The organism is Micromonospora sp. NPDC000442 (genome assembly GCF_042898635.1).
Lineage (GTDB): Bacteria > Actinomycetota > Actinomycetes > Mycobacteriales > Micromonosporaceae > Micromonospora.
Map to the genome: position 1 here is coordinate 1 of NZ_JBIAYZ010000017.1, position 18339 is coordinate 18339.

18 protein-coding genes and 1 pseudogene are annotated in these 18339 nt (G+C 70.9%); 9 read left to right on the forward strand and 10 right to left on the reverse strand.

Annotation, left to right across the window (positions count from 1 at the left end):
• Positions 1-128: 128 nt before the first annotated feature.
• Entirely contained in the window at positions 129-545 is a 417-nt protein-coding gene (locus tag ACFY2A_RS23515; protein WP_387174602.1) for a VOC family protein, read from the reverse strand.
• Positions 521-1093: a cob(I)yrinic acid a,c-diamide adenosyltransferase gene (locus tag ACFY2A_RS23520; protein ID WP_204010555.1), complete on the reverse strand. Its 573-nt coding sequence runs from the start codon at positions 1091-1093 to the stop codon at positions 521-523. The genes ACFY2A_RS23515 and ACFY2A_RS23520 overlap by 25 nt, the downstream gene beginning before the upstream one ends.
• On the opposite strand from ACFY2A_RS23520, the gene murA reads away from it, so the two are divergent.
• Complete coding sequence (gene murA / locus ACFY2A_RS23525; RefSeq protein ID WP_387174605.1) at positions 1092-2534, forward strand: UDP-N-acetylglucosamine 1-carboxyvinyltransferase; 1443 nt, start codon at positions 1092-1094, stop codon at positions 2532-2534. The genes ACFY2A_RS23520 and murA overlap by 2 nt on opposite strands.
• A 73-nt stretch (positions 2535-2607) precedes the next feature.
• Positions 2608-3456 carry a 3-hydroxyacyl-CoA dehydrogenase family protein gene (locus ACFY2A_RS23530; protein WP_363924568.1) on the forward strand — a complete coding sequence of 283 codons (849 nt, stop codon included), beginning with the start codon at positions 2608-2610 and terminating at the stop codon, positions 3454-3456.
• A gap of 41 nt (positions 3457-3497) precedes the next feature.
• Here the strand turns inward: ACFY2A_RS23530 and ACFY2A_RS23535 are convergent, their stop codons facing one another.
• Both ACFY2A_RS23535 and ACFY2A_RS23540 read right to left on the reverse strand, forming a co-directional pair.
• Positions 3498-4346 (reverse strand): ABC transporter permease, encoded by an 849-nt coding sequence (locus tag ACFY2A_RS23535; protein WP_363924569.1) that lies wholly within the window; start codon positions 4344-4346, stop codon positions 3498-3500.
• Positions 4343-5191, reverse strand: coding sequence for an ABC transporter ATP-binding protein (locus ACFY2A_RS23540; RefSeq protein ID WP_387174607.1), 849 nt, complete (start codon positions 5189-5191; stop codon positions 4343-4345). The genes ACFY2A_RS23535 and ACFY2A_RS23540 overlap by 4 nt, the downstream gene beginning before the upstream one ends.
• Positions 5192-5298: 107 nt before the next feature.
• Here ACFY2A_RS23540 and ACFY2A_RS23545 point away from each other — a divergent pair, with 107 nt between their 5' ends.
• Positions 5299-7302 carry a protein meaA gene (locus ACFY2A_RS23545; protein ID WP_387174609.1) on the forward strand — a complete coding sequence of 668 codons (2004 nt, stop codon included), beginning with the start codon at positions 5299-5301 and terminating at the stop codon, positions 7300-7302.
• Positions 7303-7341: 39 nt separating this feature from the next.
• Here the strand turns inward: ACFY2A_RS23545 and ACFY2A_RS23550 are convergent, their stop codons facing one another.
• On the reverse strand, positions 7342-7641 hold the full coding sequence (locus ACFY2A_RS23550) for a DUF1540 domain-containing protein (protein WP_363924572.1): 300 nt from the start codon (positions 7639-7641) through the stop codon (positions 7342-7344).
• Positions 7642-7725: 84 nt separating this feature from the next.
• Positions 7726-8346, reverse strand: coding sequence for a DUF4126 domain-containing protein (locus ACFY2A_RS23555; protein WP_387174730.1), 621 nt, complete (start codon positions 8344-8346; stop codon positions 7726-7728).
• Between the two features lie 71 nt (positions 8347-8417).
• Here ACFY2A_RS23555 and nucS point away from each other — a divergent pair, with 71 nt between their 5' ends.
• Positions 8418-9077 (forward strand): endonuclease NucS, encoded by a 660-nt coding sequence (gene nucS, locus ACFY2A_RS23560; RefSeq protein ID WP_363924573.1) that lies wholly within the window; start codon positions 8418-8420, stop codon positions 9075-9077.
• A 12-nt stretch (positions 9078-9089) separates the two neighbouring features.
• Here the strand turns inward: nucS and ACFY2A_RS23565 are convergent, their stop codons facing one another.
• Positions 9090-10586, reverse strand: coding sequence for an aldehyde dehydrogenase family protein (locus ACFY2A_RS23565; RefSeq protein WP_387174612.1), 1497 nt, complete (start codon positions 10584-10586; stop codon positions 9090-9092).
• A gap of 254 nt (positions 10587-10840) precedes the next feature.
• Between ACFY2A_RS23565 and ACFY2A_RS23570 the strand changes: the two genes are divergently transcribed.
• The 5 genes and pseudogenes from ACFY2A_RS23570 to ACFY2A_RS23590 all read left to right on the forward strand — a co-directional run.
• Positions 10841-11305 carry an FHA domain-containing protein gene (locus ACFY2A_RS23570; RefSeq protein WP_387174614.1) on the forward strand — a complete coding sequence of 155 codons (465 nt, stop codon included), beginning with the start codon at positions 10841-10843 and terminating at the stop codon, positions 11303-11305.
• Between the two features lie 112 nt (positions 11306-11417).
• Positions 11418-12482 (forward strand): alpha/beta fold hydrolase, encoded by a 1065-nt coding sequence (locus tag ACFY2A_RS23575; protein ID WP_387174616.1) that lies wholly within the window; start codon positions 11418-11420, stop codon positions 12480-12482.
• A gap of 161 nt (positions 12483-12643) precedes the next feature.
• Positions 12644-14536 carry a 3-hydroxyacyl-CoA dehydrogenase family protein gene (locus tag ACFY2A_RS23580; protein ID WP_387174618.1) on the forward strand — a complete coding sequence of 631 codons (1893 nt, stop codon included), beginning with the start codon at positions 12644-12646 and terminating at the stop codon, positions 14534-14536.
• Between the two features lie 74 nt (positions 14537-14610).
• The gene (locus ACFY2A_RS23585; protein ID WP_387174732.1) at positions 14611-14898 is read left to right on the forward strand and encodes a hypothetical protein; all 288 of its coding nucleotides are present in this window, start codon (positions 14611-14613) and stop codon (positions 14896-14898) included.
• Between the two features lie 72 nt (positions 14899-14970).
• A pseudogene (locus tag ACFY2A_RS23590) lies at positions 14971-15759 on the forward strand (alpha/beta hydrolase); the annotation flags it as partial.
• Positions 15760-15837: 78 nt separating this feature from the next.
• Here ACFY2A_RS23590 and ACFY2A_RS23595 read toward each other — a convergent pair.
• From ACFY2A_RS23595 to ACFY2A_RS23605, 3 genes are all read right to left on the reverse strand, one after another.
• Positions 15838-17106: an AI-2E family transporter gene (locus ACFY2A_RS23595; RefSeq protein ID WP_363924579.1), complete on the reverse strand. Its 1269-nt coding sequence runs from the start codon at positions 17104-17106 to the stop codon at positions 15838-15840.
• A 189-nt stretch (positions 17107-17295) separates the two neighbouring features.
• Positions 17296-17478, reverse strand: a complete 183-nt coding sequence (locus ACFY2A_RS23600) for a DUF397 domain-containing protein (RefSeq protein ID WP_387174620.1) — start codon at positions 17476-17478, stop codon at positions 17296-17298.
• Complete coding sequence (locus ACFY2A_RS23605) at positions 17469-18269, reverse strand: helix-turn-helix transcriptional regulator (protein ID WP_387174622.1); 801 nt, start codon at positions 18267-18269, stop codon at positions 17469-17471. Before ACFY2A_RS23605 ends, ACFY2A_RS23600 begins: the two co-directional genes overlap by 10 nt.
• Between the last annotated feature and the right edge of the window lie 70 nt (positions 18270-18339).

Sequence of the window (18339 nt, forward strand, 5' to 3'; positions counted from 1 at the left end):
CGCGGGGGTGGTCCCCCTGTCGGGGGGGGGGGCCCCCCCCCCCGGCCGCCCAACCCCCCCCCCCCCCCCGCCGCGGCCCCCGCTCGCCCCCAGCCCAAACCCGCAACCACCCAGAAGCGCAGGACAGCTCAGCCCGAGGCCACCAACTCGACCTCGTACCCCTGACCATCCGCCAGATACCCGGCGTACGTGTCGGGTCCGCCGGCGTAGGGGTGCCGGTCGGCGAAGAGCAACTCCCAGCCGTACGCCGGTGCCTGCTCGACCAGCCGGTCCACGGCGGCGGCCGAGCCGGCGTGGAAGGCCAGGTGGTTGAGGCCCGGGGCGCGCCGGTCGTGACGTCGGCCGGTGAGCGCGGGTGACGTCTCCAGCACCAGATACGTCGGGCCGAGTCGCCAGGAGCGGCCGACCGGCCACTGCTGGAACGACGTCCAGCCCAACTCACCGAGCAGCCAGCCCCAGCTACGCATTGCGGCGGTCAGGTCGGGTATCCAGACCTCCACGTGGTGCAGTGCACCGAGCGTCACCGGCCTCCGCCCGGCACCCATAGCACGTCTCCGTCCGGATTTGCCGTTCTTGACAGGATAAAGAGCAGATCCGAAAGACGGTTGAGATACTTTGCCGGGAGGTGGCTGGTCCGGTCGGGATCGTGTGCGATGAGCGCCCACGCCGACCGCTCGGCGCGCCGGGCGATCGTCCGCGCCGCGTGCAGCAGCGCCGCGCCTGCGGTGCCGCCGGGGAGGATGAAGGAGTCGAGCTTGCTCAGGCGCGCGTTGTACTCGTCGCACCAGCCCTCGAGGCGCTCGACGTACTCCTCCGTGACCCGCAGCGGCGGGTACTTCGGGTCCGGTTCGACCGGGGTGGACAGGTCGGCGCCCACGTCGAACAGGTCGTTCTGGATCGAACCCAGCACCCGGCGCAGTTCGTCGTCGAGTTGGCCCAGGGCGAGTGCCACGCCGAGCGCGGCGTTGCACTCGTCGACGTCGGCGTACGCGGCGATCCGCGGATCGTTCTTCGGCACCTGCTCGTTGTTGCTCAGCCTGGTCATGCCGGCATCGCCGGCCTTGGTGTAGATGCGCGTGAGGTGGACGGCCATGACGCACAGCCTACGGATACCGGACCTGACGATCCCGGCCCGGCCGGACGCCGGCACGGGTTGGCCTGCGGGCGTCGGCCCGGGTGACGCCGGTGACCCCGCGCTCGCCGACGTCGACGTCATCCGGGTACGCGGTGGCGCCCGGCTCGCCGGCACCGTGCACGTGGTCGGTGCGAAGAACTCGGCGCTGAAGCTGATGGCCGCCGCGCTGCTCGCTCCCGGCCGCACGGTGATCACCAACGTGCCCCGGATCACCGACATCGCCATCATGGGTGAGGTGCTGCGCCGCCTCGGCTGCGGCGTACGGTTCGACGCCGACGATCCGGTGGACCCGATGGTGGCGGTCGGCGGGGTGGCCCGGTCCCGTTCGGTCACCATCGACGTGCCGGAGCAGCCGGGCGTCGAGGCCGATTACGACCTGGTTCGCCGACTGCGGGCGTCGATCTGCGTGCTGGGCCCGTTGCTGGCCCGACGCGGGTACGTGCGGGTGGCCCATCCGGGCGGCGACGCGATCGGCTCGCGGGGTCTGGACATGCACATCTCCGGGCTGACCCGGATGGGTGCCGACATCTCCGGCGAGCACGGCTTCGTGATCGCCTCGGCCTCGGACGGACTGCGTGGCGCGGAGATCGTGCTGGACTTTCCCAGCGTCGGGGCGACCGAGAACCTCATCATGGCGGCGGTGCTGGCGGAGGGCACCACCGTGATCGAGAACGCGGCACGCGAGCCCGAGATCGTCGACATCTGCACGTTGCTCCAGCGGATGGGTGCGCTGATCGACGGCGAGGGCAGCTCGACCATCACCATCGTCGGCGTACCCCGGCTGAGTCCGGTCCGGCACGCCACGGTGGGGGACCGGATCGTCGCGGGGACCTGGGCGTTCGGCGCGGCGATGACCCGTGGCGACGTCACCGTGACCGGCCTCGACCCCGCGTTCCTGGAGGTCGCGCTCGACAAGCTGGTGACGGCCGGCGGCATGGTGGAGACCCGGGCGGACAGCTTCCGGGTACGCATGGACGACCGACCCCGGGCGGTGGACGTGGTGACGCTGCCCTATCCGGGCTTCGCCACCGACCTGCTGCCGATGGCGATCGGGCTCGCGGCGCTCAGCGAGGGCGCCTCCCTGATCACCGAGAACATCTTCGACGGCCGGTTCATGTTCGCCAACGAGATGATGCGGCTGGGCGCGGACATCAAGACCGACGGGCATCACGCGGTGGTACGCGGCCGGGAGCAACTCTCCGGCGCTCCGGTCCGCGCGACCGACATCCGGGCCGGTGCCGGGCTCATCATCGCCGGGCTCTGTGCCGACGGGGTGACCGAGGTGTCGCACGTGCACCACGTCGACCGGGGCTATCCCGACTTCGTGGCCGACCTGCGGGCGCTCGGCATCGAGGTGGAGCGGGCGACTGCACCGGAGGAACCCGAGCTGACCATCTGAGCGCCTTATTCATCGTTCAGGCTCGCCGACTAGGGTGCAGACAGACACTCATTCGCAGCGAGGGAGAAGCAGCATGGCGGGTCGACTCGCGGTCGTCGGTGCCGGTTTGATGGGGTCGGGTATCGCCCAGGTGGCGGCCCAGGCCGGCTGGCAGGTGGTGCTGCGGGATCTGGACGAGACGGCGACGAAGCGCGGTCTGGACGGCATCCGGCGGTCGCTGGCGAAGTTCGCGGAGAAGGGCAAGCTCTCCGACGAGGACGTCGAGGCGACGCTCGGGCGGATCACCCCCACCACCGAGCTGGAGGCGGCCGGCGACGCGGACATCGTGATCGAGGCCGTCTTCGAGAAGCTGGAGATCAAGCACGAGGTGTTCCGCGCGCTGGACAAGATCTGCAAGGCGGACGCGGTGCTGGCCACCAACACGTCGGCGATCCCGGTGACCCAGATCGCGACGGCCACCGAGCGTCCGGAGGCGGTCGTCGGCACCCACTTCTTCTCGCCGGTGCCGATGATGAAGCTCTGCGAGCTGGTGCGCGGCTACAAGACCAACGACGCCACCCTGGAGCGGGCGAAGTCCTTCGCCGAAGAGATCGGCAAGACCGTCGTGGTGGTGAACCGCGACATCGCCGGCTTCGTCACCACCCGGTTGATCTGCGCCCTGGCCATGGAGGCGGTCAAGCTGGTCGAGGCGGGCGTCATCTCCGCCGAGGACCTGGACACCGCCTGCCGGCTCGGCTTCGGGCACGCGATGGGCCCGCTGGCCACCGTCGACCTGACCGGTGTCGACGTGTTGCTGAACGCGACCCGCAACATCTACACCGACACGGCGGACGAGAAGTTCTTCCCGCCGGAGCTGTTGCAGCGCATGGCCACCGCAGGCGATCTGGGCCGCAAGACCGGCCAGGGCTTCTACTCGTACTGACGCCGCTGTTGGGGGAGGGCCCGGCCGGGCCCTCCCGTGGCTCAGCCGTCGCGGCGGGTGGTCCAGCGGAAGGTGGTCAGACAGAGCACCAGACCGATCACGCACCAGACGCCCAGCACCAGGGCGACGCGGGTCAGCTCGAACGAGCCGCCGGGCTCGTCCGCGCCGAAGCTCTCCGGCAGGAAAACCGACCGTAGCCCCTGGCACATCCACTTGAGCGGAAACAACGCCGCCACCTGCTGCATCCAGGGCGGCAGGTTGGTGAAGACGAAGAACACCCCGGAGATGAACTGAAGCACCAGCGCGACCGGGGTGACCACCGCCGAGCCGCTGCGGGCGGTCCGGGCCAGCGACGAGATGGCGATGCCGCAGAGCGTGCAGGCGGTCACGCCCAACGCACTGACCCAGCCGAAGGTCAACCAGGCCGTGGTGGTGGTCGGCAGGTCCAGGTCGAACAGCGTCACCGAAACCGCGAGCAGCAGCGCGGTCATCACCACACCGGTCACCAGCACCATGATCACTTTGCCGGCGAACCACACCCATTTCGGCATCGGCGTGCCCCGGTAGCGCTTGAGCACACCCCGGTCCCGCTCGATCGGGATCCAGATGCCGAGGTTCTGGAAGCTGACCGTCATCAGGCCGGTCGCGATCATGCCCGTGATGAAGTACTGCGTGTAGCTCACCCCGGGCGCGATCTCCTCGTCGAAGATCGACGCGAAGATCAGCACCATGATGAGGGGGAAGCCCAGTGTGAACACGACGGACTCGCGGCTGCGCAGGAACTGCCGGATCTCCAGGCGCCCCTGACGCAGGGCGAGGCCGGTCGGGCCGCTCCGACGGGCCGGGGCTGCCGCGCTGACCGGCTCCGCCGGTTTCGTCGTGGTGGTCATCGGTGTCCGATCATCGTCAGGTAGATGTCTTCGAGGGTGGGCCGGGTGACGGTCAGGCCGGGCACCTCACCGCCGAAGCGCGCGGCGAGTTCCGCCACCAGCGCCGTCGGCGTCGCGCTCTGCGCGCTGTCCAGCGTGCCGTTCGGGGTACGCCAGGAGACCGTGGCCAGCGCCTCCTGCCGGTTGCCGAGCTGGTTCGGTGCGGCGACCTCGACCAGCCGGCCACCGGCGATCACGCCCACCCGGTCGGCGAGCGCCTCGGCCTCGTCCAGGTAGTGGGTGGTCAGCACGATGGTGGTGCCGGCGGCGGCGAGATCGCGGATCAGCTCCCAGAACTCCCGCCGGGCCTCCGGGTCGAAGCCGGTGGTCGGCTCGTCCAGGAAGAGCAGTTCCGGACGGCCGACGATGCCGAGCGCCACGTCGAGCCGGCGCTTCTGGCCACCGGAGAGGGTGTGTGTACGGGCGCGGGCCTTGGCGGTCAGCCCGACCCGTTCGATCACCTTGTCGGGGTCGTCGGCGTCGGCGTAGAAGCCGGCGAAGTGGTGGACCACCTCGGCGACGCAGAGTTCGTCGAACTCTCCGGTGCCCTGGAACACGATGCCGACCCGCCCCCGCCAGTCGCGCGTCGGGTTGGCCGGGTCGACGTCGAGGACGCGTACCTCGCCGGCGTCGCGCTGGCGGTAGCCCTCCAGGATCTCGACCGTGGTGGTCTTGCCGGCGCCGTTCGGCCCGAGCAGGGCGAACACCTCGCCCCGGTGGACGTCCAGGTCCAGGCGGGCGACCGCGAGACTGTCGCCGTACGTCTTGCGCAGCCCTCGGACGCGGATCGCGACGTCGTCACTCATGCCGTCAAGTGTGCGGCCCGCCGACACCCGACGTCCGCACCGGGGGCGGTGGTGGCTGTGTGGTTTTGCACAGCCCGTTCTACTGGACGGTAACTTAAACTCCGGCCATGGACGAGAAGGCACTCCCGGGCCGGCTGCCGGAGCGCGACCGCCCCTGGGTGATGCGCACGTACGCGGGCCACTCCTCCGCCGCCGCGACAAACGCGCTCTTCCGCCGCAACCTGGCCAAGGGGCAGACCGGCCTGTCGGTCGCCTTCGACCTGCCCACCCAGACCGGGTACGACCCCGACCACGAACTCGCCACCGGCGAGGTAGGCCGGGTCGGCGTCCCGGTGTCGCACCTGGGCGACATGCGGGCGCTCTTCGACGGCATCCCGCTGGCCGACATGAACACCTCGATGACCATCAACGCGCCGGCGATGTGGCTGCTCGGCCTCTACGGCACGGTCGCCGCGGAGCAGGGCGTCGAACTGGCCCGCTGCGCGGGCACCACCCAGAACGACATCATCAAGGAGTACCTCTCCCGGGGAACGCACATCTTCCCGCCGGCCGCCTCGCTGCGACTGACCGCAGACGTGATCGCGTACACGCTGCGCGAGATGCCGCGCTGGAACCCGGTGAACATCTGCTCGTACCACCTCCAGGAGGCCGGGGCCACCCCGGTGCAGGAAGTGGCATTCGCGCTGGCCACGGCGGTGGCGGTGCTCGACACGGTGGGTGAGAGCGGCCAACTGCCGGCGCGGCGGATGGGCGACGTGGTTCAGCGGATCTCGTTCTTCGTCAACGCCGGGGTGCGGTTCGTCGAGGAGATCGCCAAGATGCGCGCGTTCGGCGCGTTGTGGGACGAGATCACCCGCGACCGGTACGGCGTGCAGGATCCGAAGCAACGCCGCTTCCGGTACGGCGTGCAGGTCAACTCCCTCGGCCTGACCGAGGCCCAGCCGGAGAACAACGTGCAGCGCATCGTGCTGGAGATGCTCGGGGTCACCCTCTCCCGCCAGGCGCGGGCGCGGGCGGTGCAACTGCCGGCCTGGAACGAGGCGCTCGGCCTGCCTCGCCCGTGGGACCAGCAGTGGTCGCTGCGCATGCAGCAGGTGCTCGCGTACGAGTCGGACCTGTTGGAGTACCCGGACCTGTTCGACGGCTCGCACGTGATGACCGCGCTGGTCGACGAGATCGTCACCGGTGCCCGGGCCGAGTTGGCGACGGTGCTGGAGATGGGTGGCGTGGTCGCCGCCGTGGAGACCGGGTACCTCAAGAGCGCCCTGGTTACCTCCCTGGCCGGTCGACGGCGACGGATCGAGGCCGGCAGCGACGTCGTGGTCGGCGTCAACCGGTTCACCGAGACCGAACCGTCACCGCTGACCGCCGCCGGTGCCGAGGCGGTCGTGCAGGTCGATCCCGCCGTCGAGGTCGCCGCCTCGGCGGCCGTACGCGCCTGGCGGGCCGACCGCGACGCGCCGGCCGTGGACGCGGCGCTGGCCCGGCTGCGTGCGGACGCCGCGACCACGACGAACCTGATGACAGCCACCCTGGAGTGCGTCCGGGCCGGGGTGACCACCGGCGAGTGGGCGGCGGCTCTGCGCCAGGTCTTCGGCGAGTACCGGGCCCCGACCGGGCTGGCGGGCGGTTCGGCGAGCGGCGGTGACGAGGGTCTGGCCGAGGTCCGCGCCCGGGTCGCCGCCACCGCCCGCGAGTTGGGCAGCGGGCGGCTGCGGCTGCTGGTCGGCAAGCCCGGCCTGGACGGGCACTCCAACGGTGCCGAGCAGATCGCGGTACGCGCCCGCGACGCCGGCTTTGAGGTGGTCTACCAGGGCATCCGCCTCACCGCCGGGCAGATCGTGGCCGCCGCGGTGGAGGAGGACGTGGACCTGGTGGGGCTCTCGGTGCTCTCCGGCTCGCACCTGGCGGCGGTACCGGCGGTACTCGACGGGTTGCGGGCCGCCGGCCGGCCGGATCTGCCGGTGGTGGTCGGCGGCATCATTCCCGCCCGGGACGCCGAGCACCTGCGCGCGGCCGGGGTGGCGCGGGTGTTCACCCCGAAGGACTTCGCCCTCACCGACATCATCGATGAGCTGGTCACCGTCATCCGGCAGGCGAACGACCTCTGACGCGCGGATTCCGCCGCGTGGGCCGGGACCCGCGGGGCGTCAGCGGTGGTCGTAGGTCATGCAGTCGGCCATGTCGGCGTCGGGGCCGACCCGGATCGCCGGTGCCTGGCACTCCAACTGCTCGTTGTGCCGGCAGTCGGCGCGCTGGCACGCCCCGACCTGGGCGATCTGCCCGTCGGCACCGGCCCGGACGGCAGGCATCTCGATGAAGGTGTGGCAGTGGGCGTGGTCCATGCTGCCGATGGTGATGGCGAAGGCGTGACAGTCGCCGGTGTGGTTGTACGCGCAGGCGGCGACCACACACTCCTGGACCCGGGGCATCTCCATTGCTGCGGTCATGACCCAACCTCCTCCGTTGATTGCCCCAATTTTAGGCTTTAGGGCGGGTTGAGGTGGCGCTTCGGCCGAGCCAGTGGTGCGCGGTCAGACGCGGAAGCCCGCCTCGCGTGCGGCCTGCCGCTCCCGACGCCGGTCCGCCCGGCGGCGCAACATCCACGGGAGGAAGAGCAGGATGCCGACCAGGAGCACCAACACCAGCACCGGCAGGATGATCGCGACGAGCGACATGGCCACGCTTGTGGCGTCCTCGGCGGTGCTCGCCACCGGCGCGCCCACGCCGGCCGTGGCCGCGTTGATCACCGGACGGGCGGTCGACTTCAGCAGGTGTACGCCGAGCGCGATGAGCACCCCGACCAGCACCGGCAACCACTGGCCGCCACTGGCGAAGAAGCTGTCCGGATCGCTCACCGTCACGGTCTCGGACGCGGACCCGGCCCCGAACGCCAGCCCGCCGGCCGTCGGTCGGACGACCGTCTGCACCAGGTCGTTGACGTGGTCCACCACGGGCACCTTGTCCGCCACGACCTCGACGACGAGCAGCACCGCGAGAATGCCCAGCACCCACTCGTTGCCGAGCCACTGCCACCCGCCAGGCAGGTCGATGACGCTTGTGTAGCGGGCCAGCGCACCCGTGATGAGAAGCGGGATGTAGGCGTTCAGCCCTGCCGAGGCGGCGAGGCCGGTACCGGTGAGCACTTCGAGCACCATCACAGCATGGCACCGGCACGCCAGTGCCGCTCGGTGGCGATGCCCGGTGACTCCGCTACCCTGCTCGGGTGCGGTTGGTGATTGCGAAATGCTCGGTGGACTATGTCGGACGGCTCTCGGCCCACCTCCCGCCGGCCACCCGGCTGTTGATGGTGAAGGCGGACGGATCGGTGTCCATTCACGCCGATGACCGGGCGTACAAGCCGTTGAACTGGATGAGCCCGCCGTGTCGGCTGGAGGAGGCCCCCGGCGTCTGGCGGGTGGTCAACAAGGCCGGCGAGGAGCTGCGGATCACCCTGGAGGAGATCTTCCAGGACACCTCGTACGAGCTGGGTGTCGATCCCGGGCTGCGCAAGGATGGCGTGGAGGCCCACCTCCAGGAGTTGCTGGCGGCCAACCCCGAGGCGCTGGGTGACGGGTACACCCTCGTCCGTCGCGAGTACATGACCGCGATCGGCCCGGTCGACCTGCTCTGCCGGGACGCCAACCAGGGCACGGTCGCCGTCGAGGTGAAGCGCCGGGGCGAGATCGACGGGGTGGAGCAGCTCACCCGCTACCTGGAACTGCTCAACCGGGATCCGCTGCTCGCCCCGGTCGCCGGGGTGTTCGCCGCGCAGGAGATCAAGCCGCAGGCGCGGGTACTCGCCACCGACCGGGGGATCCGCTGCGTGGTGGTCGACTACGACCGGCTGCGTGGCATCGAGCGCGACGAGCTGACGCTCTTCTAGGGAGTGCTGCGGTCACCGGCCGTAGAGCAGCTTGACCGCCTTCACCAGCCGGGCGACGTCGGCCGGGGTGCGCTCGAACGTGGTCGAGGGCAGCAGCGAACGACCCCGGCGGCGGGTGACGGCCTTGGCCCGGGCGAACTCGCGCAGCCCGTCCGCGCCGTGGATCCGGCCGAAGCCGGACTCGCCGACCCCGCCGAACGGCAGGGTGGACATGCCGGCGAAGGTGAGCGTCGAGTTGACCGAGGCCATGCCGGAGCGCAACCGCCGGGCGATCGCGACCGCGCGCTGCTGACCGAAGACCGAACCACCAAGCCCGTACGGCAGGGCGTTGGCCCGGGCGAGCGCCTCGTCGACGGTGCGGACCCGGTTGACCGTCAGGGTGGGTCCGAAGGTCTCCTCGCGTACGGCGGCAGCCTCCTCCGGCACCCCGACCAGCACTGTCGGGTACGCGTACGGCGGTTTCACCGCGTCCGGCCCGCCGAGCACCGCCCGACCGCCGCGGGCCACCGCGTCCTCGATGTGTCGCCGGATGACGTCGAGCTGACTCGGCATGGTGATCGGGCCGATGTCCGCGTCCTCCGGGCCGACGGTGAGCCGCCCCGCGCGCTCGACCACCTTGTCGACGAACGCGTCGAAGACCGGCTCCACGGCGTAGGCGCGTTCGATGCCGATGCAGGTCTGCCCGGCGTTGGTCATCGCTCCCCAGACACAGGCCTCGGCGGCGGCGTCCAGGTCGGCGTCGGCGTCCACGATCATGGCGTCCTTGCCGCCGGCCTCCAGCAGCACCGGGGTCAGCGACTCGGCGCAGGCCGCCATCACCTTCTTCGCGGTGGCGGTCGAGCCGGTGAAGGCGAGCTTGTCGACGCCGGCCCGGCACAGGGCCGCGCCGACGTCACCGAGGCCGTGCACCGCGGTGAGCACCGGGTGCTCGGGCACCACCTCGGCGAAGCTGTCGACGAGCCACTGACCGACGACCGGGGTGTATTCGCTCGGCTTGAAGACCACCGCGTTGCCGGCCGCGAGTGCGTACGCGATGGAACCGATGGGGGTGAAGACGGGATAGTTCCACGGGCCGATCACGCCGACCACGCCGTGCGGCTGGTACTCCAGGTGAGCCGAGAACTCGGCCAGGACGAGCCGCGAGCGGACCCGCCGGGGGCCCAGCACCCGCCGGGCGTTACGGGCCGCCCAGTCCACGTGCTCCACCGCCGTCACGATCTCGACGAGTGCGTCGGCGACCGGCTTGCCACCCTCGGCGTGCATCAGGCCGGCCAACTCTTCCATCCGCTGCGCGAGCAGCCGCCGCCAGCGCAGCAGCCGCTCCCGCCGCCCGGTGAAGCCGAGCCCCGCCCACCACTGGCCGGCGGCGCGGGCCCACTCGACGGCACGTTCGACGTCCACCGCGGCGGCGACCGGAACGCGCCCGGCCTCGTCGCCGGAGGCCGGGCTGGTCGAGATCAGGTGGTCGTCCTGGACCGTTGGGGTGCCGGGGGGTAGCACAGCCGTCATGGCGGAAGTCTAGACGCGAGAATTACTCGCCGGTAGGGGTGGGGAAACGGGCGAATCCTCCCGGCCGTCCGGGCGGTTGAATCGGACGAACCTCTCGTCCGGCTCGACAGTTCCGTTACTGGCAGCCGTGGAAGATGTGAACATAAAGCACCCGGACGGTTACCGGTACGCATCCGGCTGGATGGTGGAGGTGGGCACCCGGTGGTGACACGCTGACCCGGGATCGTCGCACGGGTGGAGGGGCTGAGACGTCCATGGAGGAACATCCGCAACTGATGCCGCTGCTGACGGTGGCCGCCGGGCCGATGCGGGGGCGGCGGTTCCGGCTGCTCCGCCGGCCGCAGGTGATCGGCCGGGATCCGGCGGTCGACATCGTGGTGCACGATCCGCACCTGAGCCGGCGACACGTCGAGATCTGGCGGGCCAGCGAGGGGACCGCCCTGGTGGATCTCGGATCCACGAACGGCACCTGGGTGAACGACCGCCGGGCCACCGAGGTCATCCACCTCAGCGACGGCGACGTGATCCGGATCGGCAGTACCGAGCTGAGATTCTTCGACCCGGGCGTGGCCCGGACGGACCCGGTGGGCCTGAGCTTCGAACTGCCCCGCCAGGAGCGGCGACCGATCCGACCGCTGCCCGCCACGGTCGCGACGCCGGTGGTGCCTGGGCAGGCCGGCACACCGGACACGGCAGCCGTGGTCGGCGTCCGCCGCTGACGACCGAGCCTCGATCACCACGCCGGCCAGGGAGGCGTGGGCGTCGGGCACCCACGGCGGCCCGGACCCGTGGGTGCCGACCATATGGACCAGCGGTGTCGATCGTGGCAGCATGCCGCGGATGGAGACCCAGCAGCAGGTCGTCACCGCGAACGGAATCACCCAGGCCATCCGGGTGGCCGGACCCGCCGACGGGGTGGCGGTGCTGCTCGTGCACGGCAACTGCTCCTCGGCCGCCTTCTGGGAGCCGCTGGTACGCCGCCTGCCGGAGACCTTGCGGGTGGTCGCGCCGGATCTGCGCGGCTACGGCGCCACGCAGACCGCCCCGGTCGACGCCAGCCGCGGCCTGACCGACTTCGCCGATGACGTGGCGGCGCTGCTCGACGAGCCGTCGCTCTTCGGCGAAGGTGCCCGGCCCGTGGTGGTCGGTCACTCGCTCGGTGCAGGAGTGGCGATGCGACTGCTGGCGGACAATCCCGACCGGATTTCCGGGTTGCTGCTCGCGGCCCCGGTTTCCCCGTACGGCTTCGGAGCCACCCGCGACCTGGCCGGCACCCCGACCACGCCCGACCTCGCCGGCTCCGGCGCGGGCACGGCGAGCGGCGACTTCACCGCCCGACTCGCCGCCGGTGACCGCAGCGCCGAGGCGCGGACCAGCCCGCGCAGTGTGCTGCGGGCCGCGTACGTGGCGGACCCCTCCTGCCTCGGCGACGACGAGGAACTGCTGCTCGACAGCGTGCTCTCCACGGCCACCGGGACGGACAACTACCCCGGCGACACGGTGGCCTCGCCGAACTGGCCGGGTAGCGCGCCGGGTGGTCGTGGCGTGCTCAACGCGCTCGCGCGCTTCCGGGTCGCCGAGGAACTGGTGGCCGTGACGCCCAAGCCGCCGGTCACCTGGATCCGCGGTGACGCCGACGTGATCGTCTCGGACACCTCGCTGTTCGACCTGGCGCAGCTCGGGGCGCTCGGCGTGGTGCCCGGCTGGCCCGGGCCGCAGGAGTGTCCGCCGCAGCCGATGATCGGGCAGACCCGCGCGGTGCTCGACCGGTACGCCGAGGCTGGCGGCAGCTACCGGGAAGTGACGCTGCCCGGCTGCGGGCACAGCCCACATCTGGAACGCCCGGCGGAGTTCGTCGCGGAGCTGCTCGCCCTCGCCGGGGTCGCACCGGTCTGACCAGCCCCGTCCACCCGTCGACCGACCGGGTGGGTAAACCGGGGCATCGGTGACATGTGCCACGGCGCCTCGACAACCGTGCGTCACGTGGCAGACTCGCGCGCATAACCTTAGCGGCCGTTCATGTTGGGCCGTGTCGTTGCGGACAGGGAGGCCGGGTCGTGGCGCGCGAGTTCACCAGCGTGGGTGTGGTGGGTCTGGGCACCATGGGTGCCGGCATCGTCGAGGTCTTCGCCCGCAACGGCATCGACGTGGTGGCCGTGGAGGTATCCGACGCCGCGCTCGACCGTGGCCGGGTGATCCTGACCGGCTCGACGGACCGGGCGGTGGCCAGGGGCAAGCTCGCCGAGGCCGACCGGGACGCCCTGCTGGCCCGGGTCACCTTCGCCGTCGGGCTGGACGCGCTCCACTCGGTGGACCTGGTGATCGAGGCGGTCCCCGAGCACCTCGACCTCAAGCAGCGGATCTTCGCCGAGCTGGACCGGGTCTGCAAGCCCGAAGCCATCCTCGCCACCAACACCTCGTCGCTGAGCGTGACCGAGATTTCCGTGGCCACCGCGCGCCCCAACCAGGTCGTCGGCATCCACTTCTTCAACCCGGCGCCGGTGATGAAGCTGGTCGAGGTGGTACGCACGGTGGTCACCTCAGCCGACGTGGTGGCCGACGTGGAGGCGCTCTGCGGGCGACTCGGCAAGGTCGACGTCACCATCAGCGACCGGGCCGGGTTCATCGCCAACGCACTGCTCTTCGGCTACCTCAACCACGCCGTCGACATGTTCGAATCCCGGTACGCCACCCGTGAGGACATCGACGCGGCCATGAAGCTCGGCTGCGGACTGCCCATGGGGCCGCTCGCGCTGATGGACCTGATCGGCTTGGACACCGCGTACGAGATCCTGGACACCATGTACCGGCGCGGCGGCCGGGACCGGCGGCATGCCCCGGTGCCGTTGCTCAAGCAGATGGTGACCGCCGGGCTGCTCGGGCGAAAGTCCGGCCGGGGTTTCTACACCTACGAGCGGCCCGGCTCGCCGAAGGTCGTACCGGACGAGCAGACGCCGACCACGACGGACCCGGCGCTTACCGACGCAGTCGTGACCAAGGTTGGCATCGGGAGCGCGAGGAGTGAGCTTGCGAGCCCCGCAGTCGTGACCAAGGTTGGCATCGGGAGCGCGAGGAGTGAGCTTGCGAGCCCCGCAGCCGTGACCAAGGTTGGCATCGTGGGTTCCGGGACGATGGCCACCGGGATCATCGAGGTCTTCGCCAAGGCCGGCTACGAGGTCGTCTCGGTGACCCGGGGTGCGGAGCAGTCGGCCAAGGTCTTCGAGGCGGTGCAGACCTCGCTCAACAAGGGTGTGGTCCGGGGCAGGCTCAGCGAGGCGGACCGGGACGCCGCGCTCGGCCGGATCAACTGGTCGGCGACGCTGGAGCACCTGGCCGACGTCGATCTCGTGGTCGAAACGGTGGTCGAGGAACTCAGCGTCAAGAAGGCCCTCTTCGCCAGCCTGGACGAGATCTGCAAGCCGGGCGTGGTGTTGGCGACCACCACCTCCTCGCTGCCGGTGATCGAGGTGGCGATGGCCACTCAGCGCCCGGCCGACGTGGTGGGTCTGCACTTCTTCAACCCGGCCCCGGCGATGCCGCTGGTGGAGATCGTCCGGACGATCCGTACCTCCGCCGAGACCATCGCCACCGCTCAGGCCGTCAGTGCCACGCTGGGCAAGACCGGTGTGGTCTGCGGCGACCGGTCCGGCTTCATCGTCAACGCGCTGCTGTTCCCGTATCTCAACGACGCGGTGCGGATGCTGGAGGCCAGCTACTCCACCACCGACGACATCGACCACGCGATGAAGCTGGGCTGCGGCTACCCGATGGGTCCGTTCGAGTTGCTCGACGTGGTGGGCCTGGACGTGGCGCTGGCCATCCAGCGGGAGCTGTACCTGGAGCTGCGCGAGCCCGGGTTCGCCCCGGCGCCGCTGCTGGAGCACCTGGTCACCGCGGGCTACCTGGGCCGTAAGACCGGCCGCGGTTTCCGCGACCACACCCGCCGCTGACCGGGTGCCGGCAGCTCGACCGTACGCTTGACGACGTGAGTCCCCGTCGCAACCGTCCCCGCCGTGACGACGCGGTGCACCTCGACACCGAGCACGCCCGGCACGGCGTCGCCGCGGTCCAACAGTGGCGGGACGGCGAGTGGCAGGTACGCGGCATCAGTGGCGGTGCGTCCACCAAGACGTACCGCTGTCCCGGGTGCGACCAGGAGATCCGGCCCGGCGTGGCGCATGTGGTGGCCTGGCCGGCGGACGGCCGGGGCGACCTGACCGACCGGCGGCACTGGCACACCGGCTGCTGGCGCGCCCGCGACCGGCGGGCCCCGGTGATCCAGCGCGGGCGCAGCGCCCCCCGTCACGGTTGACGACGCTGAGTCACCTTCGCGATCTTGGTCACGTGGCGGGCGGGGTGGTGGGTGGCACGGGACAATGGGCGGGTGAGTACACCGATCCGTGCCTCCTCGATTCTGCCGGGGCACCGGGAGGACATCGAGCTGCACACCGCGGATGACCTGCGGTTGGTCGGCGAGCTGGCCCGCCCGGTCCACCGGGAACCGGCCGCGACCCTGGTCTGCCTGCACCCGCTGCCCACCCACGGCGGGATGATGGACAGCCACGTGTTCCGCAAGGCGGCCTGGCGCCTGCCCGCCCTGGCCGACCTGGCCGTGCTCAGGTTCAACACCCGGGGCACCAGCAGTGTGCGCGGCACCAGCGAGGGCAGCTTCGACTCCGCCGTCGGTGAGCGCTTCGACGTCGCCGCCGCCATCGAGTACGCCGAGTTCCACGAGTTGCCGAACGTGTGGCTGCTGGGTTGGTCGTTCGGCACCGACCTGGTGCTGCGCCACGGCTGCGACCCGGCGGTGACCGGCGCGATCCTGCTCTCTCCGCCGCTGCGTTACTCCGGCCGGTCCGACCTCGCGCAGTGGGCCGAGTCGGGCAAGCCGCTTACCGCGCTGGTGCCGGAGTTCGACGACTACCTGCGCCCGGAGCAGGCCCGCGAACAGTTCGCGGCGATACCGCAGGCCGAGGTCGTCGGCGTACCCGGTGCCAAGCACCTCTGGGTCGGCGACGCCGAGACGGTGCTGGACGAGGTGGTCCGGCGGGTCAACCCGGCGGTGGCGGTGCCGTTGCCGACCACCTGGGACGGCCCGATGGAGACCGGCGACGCCAGCGCGTACGCGGACCGGACGGTCGCCGCGTTCGCGGACACGCCGGTGTCGGGTCCGCCGCAGCGCCGGGCCGACCGAGCTCCGCCTCAAGGTCGGGGCGACGGAGGCTGGTGCCGATCCGCTCTGGTCGGCAGGTCAGCGGGCATCCTGGCGGGGGAGGACCACCTCACGGAGGATGAGCTGGATGGCGGCCACCGTCGGGATGGCGATCAGCGCGCCGATCACCCCCACCAGCGACACCCCGAGCAGCGCGGCCACCAGCGCCGCGACCTCGTTGACCTGCACCGAACGTCGCATGATCTTGGGGTAGATGAGGTAGTTCTCGACCTGCTGGTAGACCACGAAGAAGATCACGCAGGCGATGCCGACCGAGAGGTCGGTGGCGAAGCCGACCAGGCTGACGATCACGGCACCGAGGGTGGCACCGATCTGCGGGATGAGGTCGGTCACCGCGACCACCACCGCCAGCGCGAACGGGTACGGCAGGCCGACGATCAGCGCGAACACGAAGGTGCTCGCCCCGGCCAGCACCGCGATGGCGAGCGCGCCGACCATGTACGCCCCGACCTTGGTCAGGATCTCGTCACCGATCAGTTGCACCCGCTGGCGACGGGAGCGCGGCACCAACGCGTAGCCGAGGTTGCGGAGCCGGTCGAAGTAGACCAGGAAGTAGATGGTCAGTACCAGCACGGTCAGCACCCGGAAGACGGTGCCGAAGACCAGTTGGGCGCCGCCGAGCACCCCGCCCAACGCCCGGCCGACCACATCCGCGCTGGCCGCCTCCTGGGCGCGGCGCATCAGGTCGAACTGCTCGACCAGATCGTTGACCGTCTCGTTTCGGCGTAGCGACTCCAGGTAGCTCGGCAGCTGCTCGATGAACTGCCCGGACTGGGTTACGATCGGCGGCACCAGCGCCAGCACCCCGGCGGCGAGCAGCGCCAGCACGATCAGTACGACTGTTGCCACGGCCAACCCGCGCGGGAATCCCCAGGATCGCAGCCGGACCACCGCCGGGTGCAGGCCCACCGCGAGGAAGAGCGCGATCACCACCAGGACCAGGATCCCGGCAGCGTTGCGCACCCCCAGATAGACCGCGTACGCGAGCAGCACGCCGAGCGCGCCGGTGAATCCGACCAGGAAACTGTTGCGCCTCAGCGGACGCCCGGGGGTGCCGAAACGATTGCTTTCCGTCCCCTCCGATCGCTGTGCCACGCCGGCCGTTGCGGTCTCCCCGGCTGGCACCGCGTTCTTCGTACCCCCGCCGGAGCCTGTCGCCGGCGCGCCCGGCGGCGTCGTCTCGCGGGTCTGTGTCGTGTCACCTCGACCTGCTTCGGGCTGTTCCGGCTCGTGCTGGTCGGGCTCGGCCGGCCTCGGCTCGGCCTCGTCGGGCTCGTGCTGTGCCATCCGGTCTCCCCGTCGGTCCTCCGGCGGTGCCGCCGGATCGTGCTGCCCCGGCCGGCGAGCCCTCTGCGCCGACCCGAGTTGGCGGTGCGGGCGCGTTGGCGGCGAGCCGCCTGCGTCGACCCGAGTTGTGGTGCCGGCACGCTGTCGAGCTGAGGGCGTGGGTGGCTCAGCGTGCGACGGTGCGGCGAATCATGGTCGCTTGACCTTGTCGACGAAGGACCGCCAGGTCGACGGGGTGAACGCGAGCACCGGACCCTGCCGGTCCTTGCTGTCCCGGACGGCCACCACGCCAGGCAGGTTGTCGGCCACCTCCACGCAGTCGGTGTTGCCGCTGCGGGTGGAGGTGCGCCAGGTCGCGCCGTTCAGGGCCATGACTTCACCATCTCGTTGAGGAGTGCGATCGACTGCTGGCGGGACAGTGCCTCGTTGCGCACCGTCTCCCAGCGCGCCAACAGGGTAGCCAGATTCGCCTCGTTGTCGGTCGGTGACGCGGTCAGTTGGGTCTCCTGGCTCGCCACCCAGCCACCGTCCACACCTCGGGCCAACGAGAACGAGCCGGAGAGGCCGATGTGCAGCCCGACGCTGAGTGGCACGACGTGGACGCTTACGTCCGGGCGCTCAGCGTAGGCGATCAGGTGCTCGATCTGGTGCGCCATGAGCGTCCGGAGACGCTCCTCCCGCCGATGCAGGATGGCCTCGTCGACGACAGCTATGAGCTGCGGCGGGTCGGGCTGGTCGAGGATGGCCTGCCGGTCCAGCCGAGCGGCGACCCGCTGCTCCACCTCCTCGTCGCTGAGCAGGTCGTCGCAGCGGATCACCGCGCGGGCGTAGCCCTCGGTCTGGAGCAGCGCTGGGACCAGCGTCGGCTGGAAGACCCGGAGCTGCCGGGCCTGGCGTTCGGCGTCGAGCCAGGGCAGGAACCAGGACGGCTGCCCTTCCCGCTCGGCGATCCGCAACAGCGACGCCAGCAGCCCGCCGGAGGTCAGCACCTCGTCGGCCCGGGCCAGGAGCTGACGATCGTACGGCCGGGCGCCGGTCTCGACGGCGGAGACCATGGACGCCGAGTAGTGCACCAGTTTCCCGAACTCCTCCTGGCTGTGCCCGGCGGCGACGCGTAGCCGGCGTAGCTGTGACCGGATCAGATCCGCCGTCGTCTGCTCCACACTGCCTCCACAATCACCTGCCGAGAAACACTCGGCGTCCCTCGGCGGCCTCCGGGTCACGCACCAGGGC

Coding starts and splice junctions, on each gene's coding strand:
- ACFY2A_RS23515 (WP_387174602.1), bottom strand. CDS start 545: ATGGGTGCCGGGCGGAGGCCGGTGACGCTCGGTGCACTGCACCACGTG.
- murA (WP_387174605.1), top strand. CDS start 1,092: ATGACGCACAGCCTACGGATACCGGACCTGACGATCCCGGCCCGGCCG.
- ACFY2A_RS23520 (WP_204010555.1), bottom strand. CDS start 1,093: ATGGCCGTCCACCTCACGCGCATCTACACCAAGGCCGGCGATGCCGGC.
- ACFY2A_RS23530 (WP_363924568.1), top strand. CDS start 2,608: ATGGCGGGTCGACTCGCGGTCGTCGGTGCCGGTTTGATGGGGTCGGGT.
- ACFY2A_RS23535 (WP_363924569.1), bottom strand. CDS start 4,346: ATGACCACCACGACGAAACCGGCGGAGCCGGTCAGCGCGGCAGCCCCG.
- ACFY2A_RS23540 (WP_387174607.1), bottom strand. CDS start 5,191: ATGAGTGACGACGTCGCGATCCGCGTCCGAGGGCTGCGCAAGACGTAC.
- ACFY2A_RS23545 (WP_387174609.1), top strand. CDS start 5,299: ATGGACGAGAAGGCACTCCCGGGCCGGCTGCCGGAGCGCGACCGCCCC.
- ACFY2A_RS23550 (WP_363924572.1), bottom strand. CDS start 7,641: ATGACCGCAGCAATGGAGATGCCCCGGGTCCAGGAGTGTGTGGTCGCC.
- ACFY2A_RS23565 (WP_387174612.1), bottom strand. CDS start 10,586: ATGACGGCTGTGCTACCCCCCGGCACCCCAACGGTCCAGGACGACCAC.
- ACFY2A_RS23570 (WP_387174614.1), top strand. CDS start 10,841: ATGGAGGAACATCCGCAACTGATGCCGCTGCTGACGGTGGCCGCCGGG.
- ACFY2A_RS23575 (WP_387174616.1), top strand. CDS start 11,418: ATGCCGCGGATGGAGACCCAGCAGCAGGTCGTCACCGCGAACGGAATC.
- ACFY2A_RS23595 (WP_363924579.1), bottom strand. CDS start 17,106: ATGGCACAGCACGAGCCCGACGAGGCCGAGCCGAGGCCGGCCGAGCCC.
- ACFY2A_RS23600 (WP_387174620.1), bottom strand. CDS start 17,478: ATGGCCCTGAACGGCGCGACCTGGCGCACCTCCACCCGCAGCGGCAAC.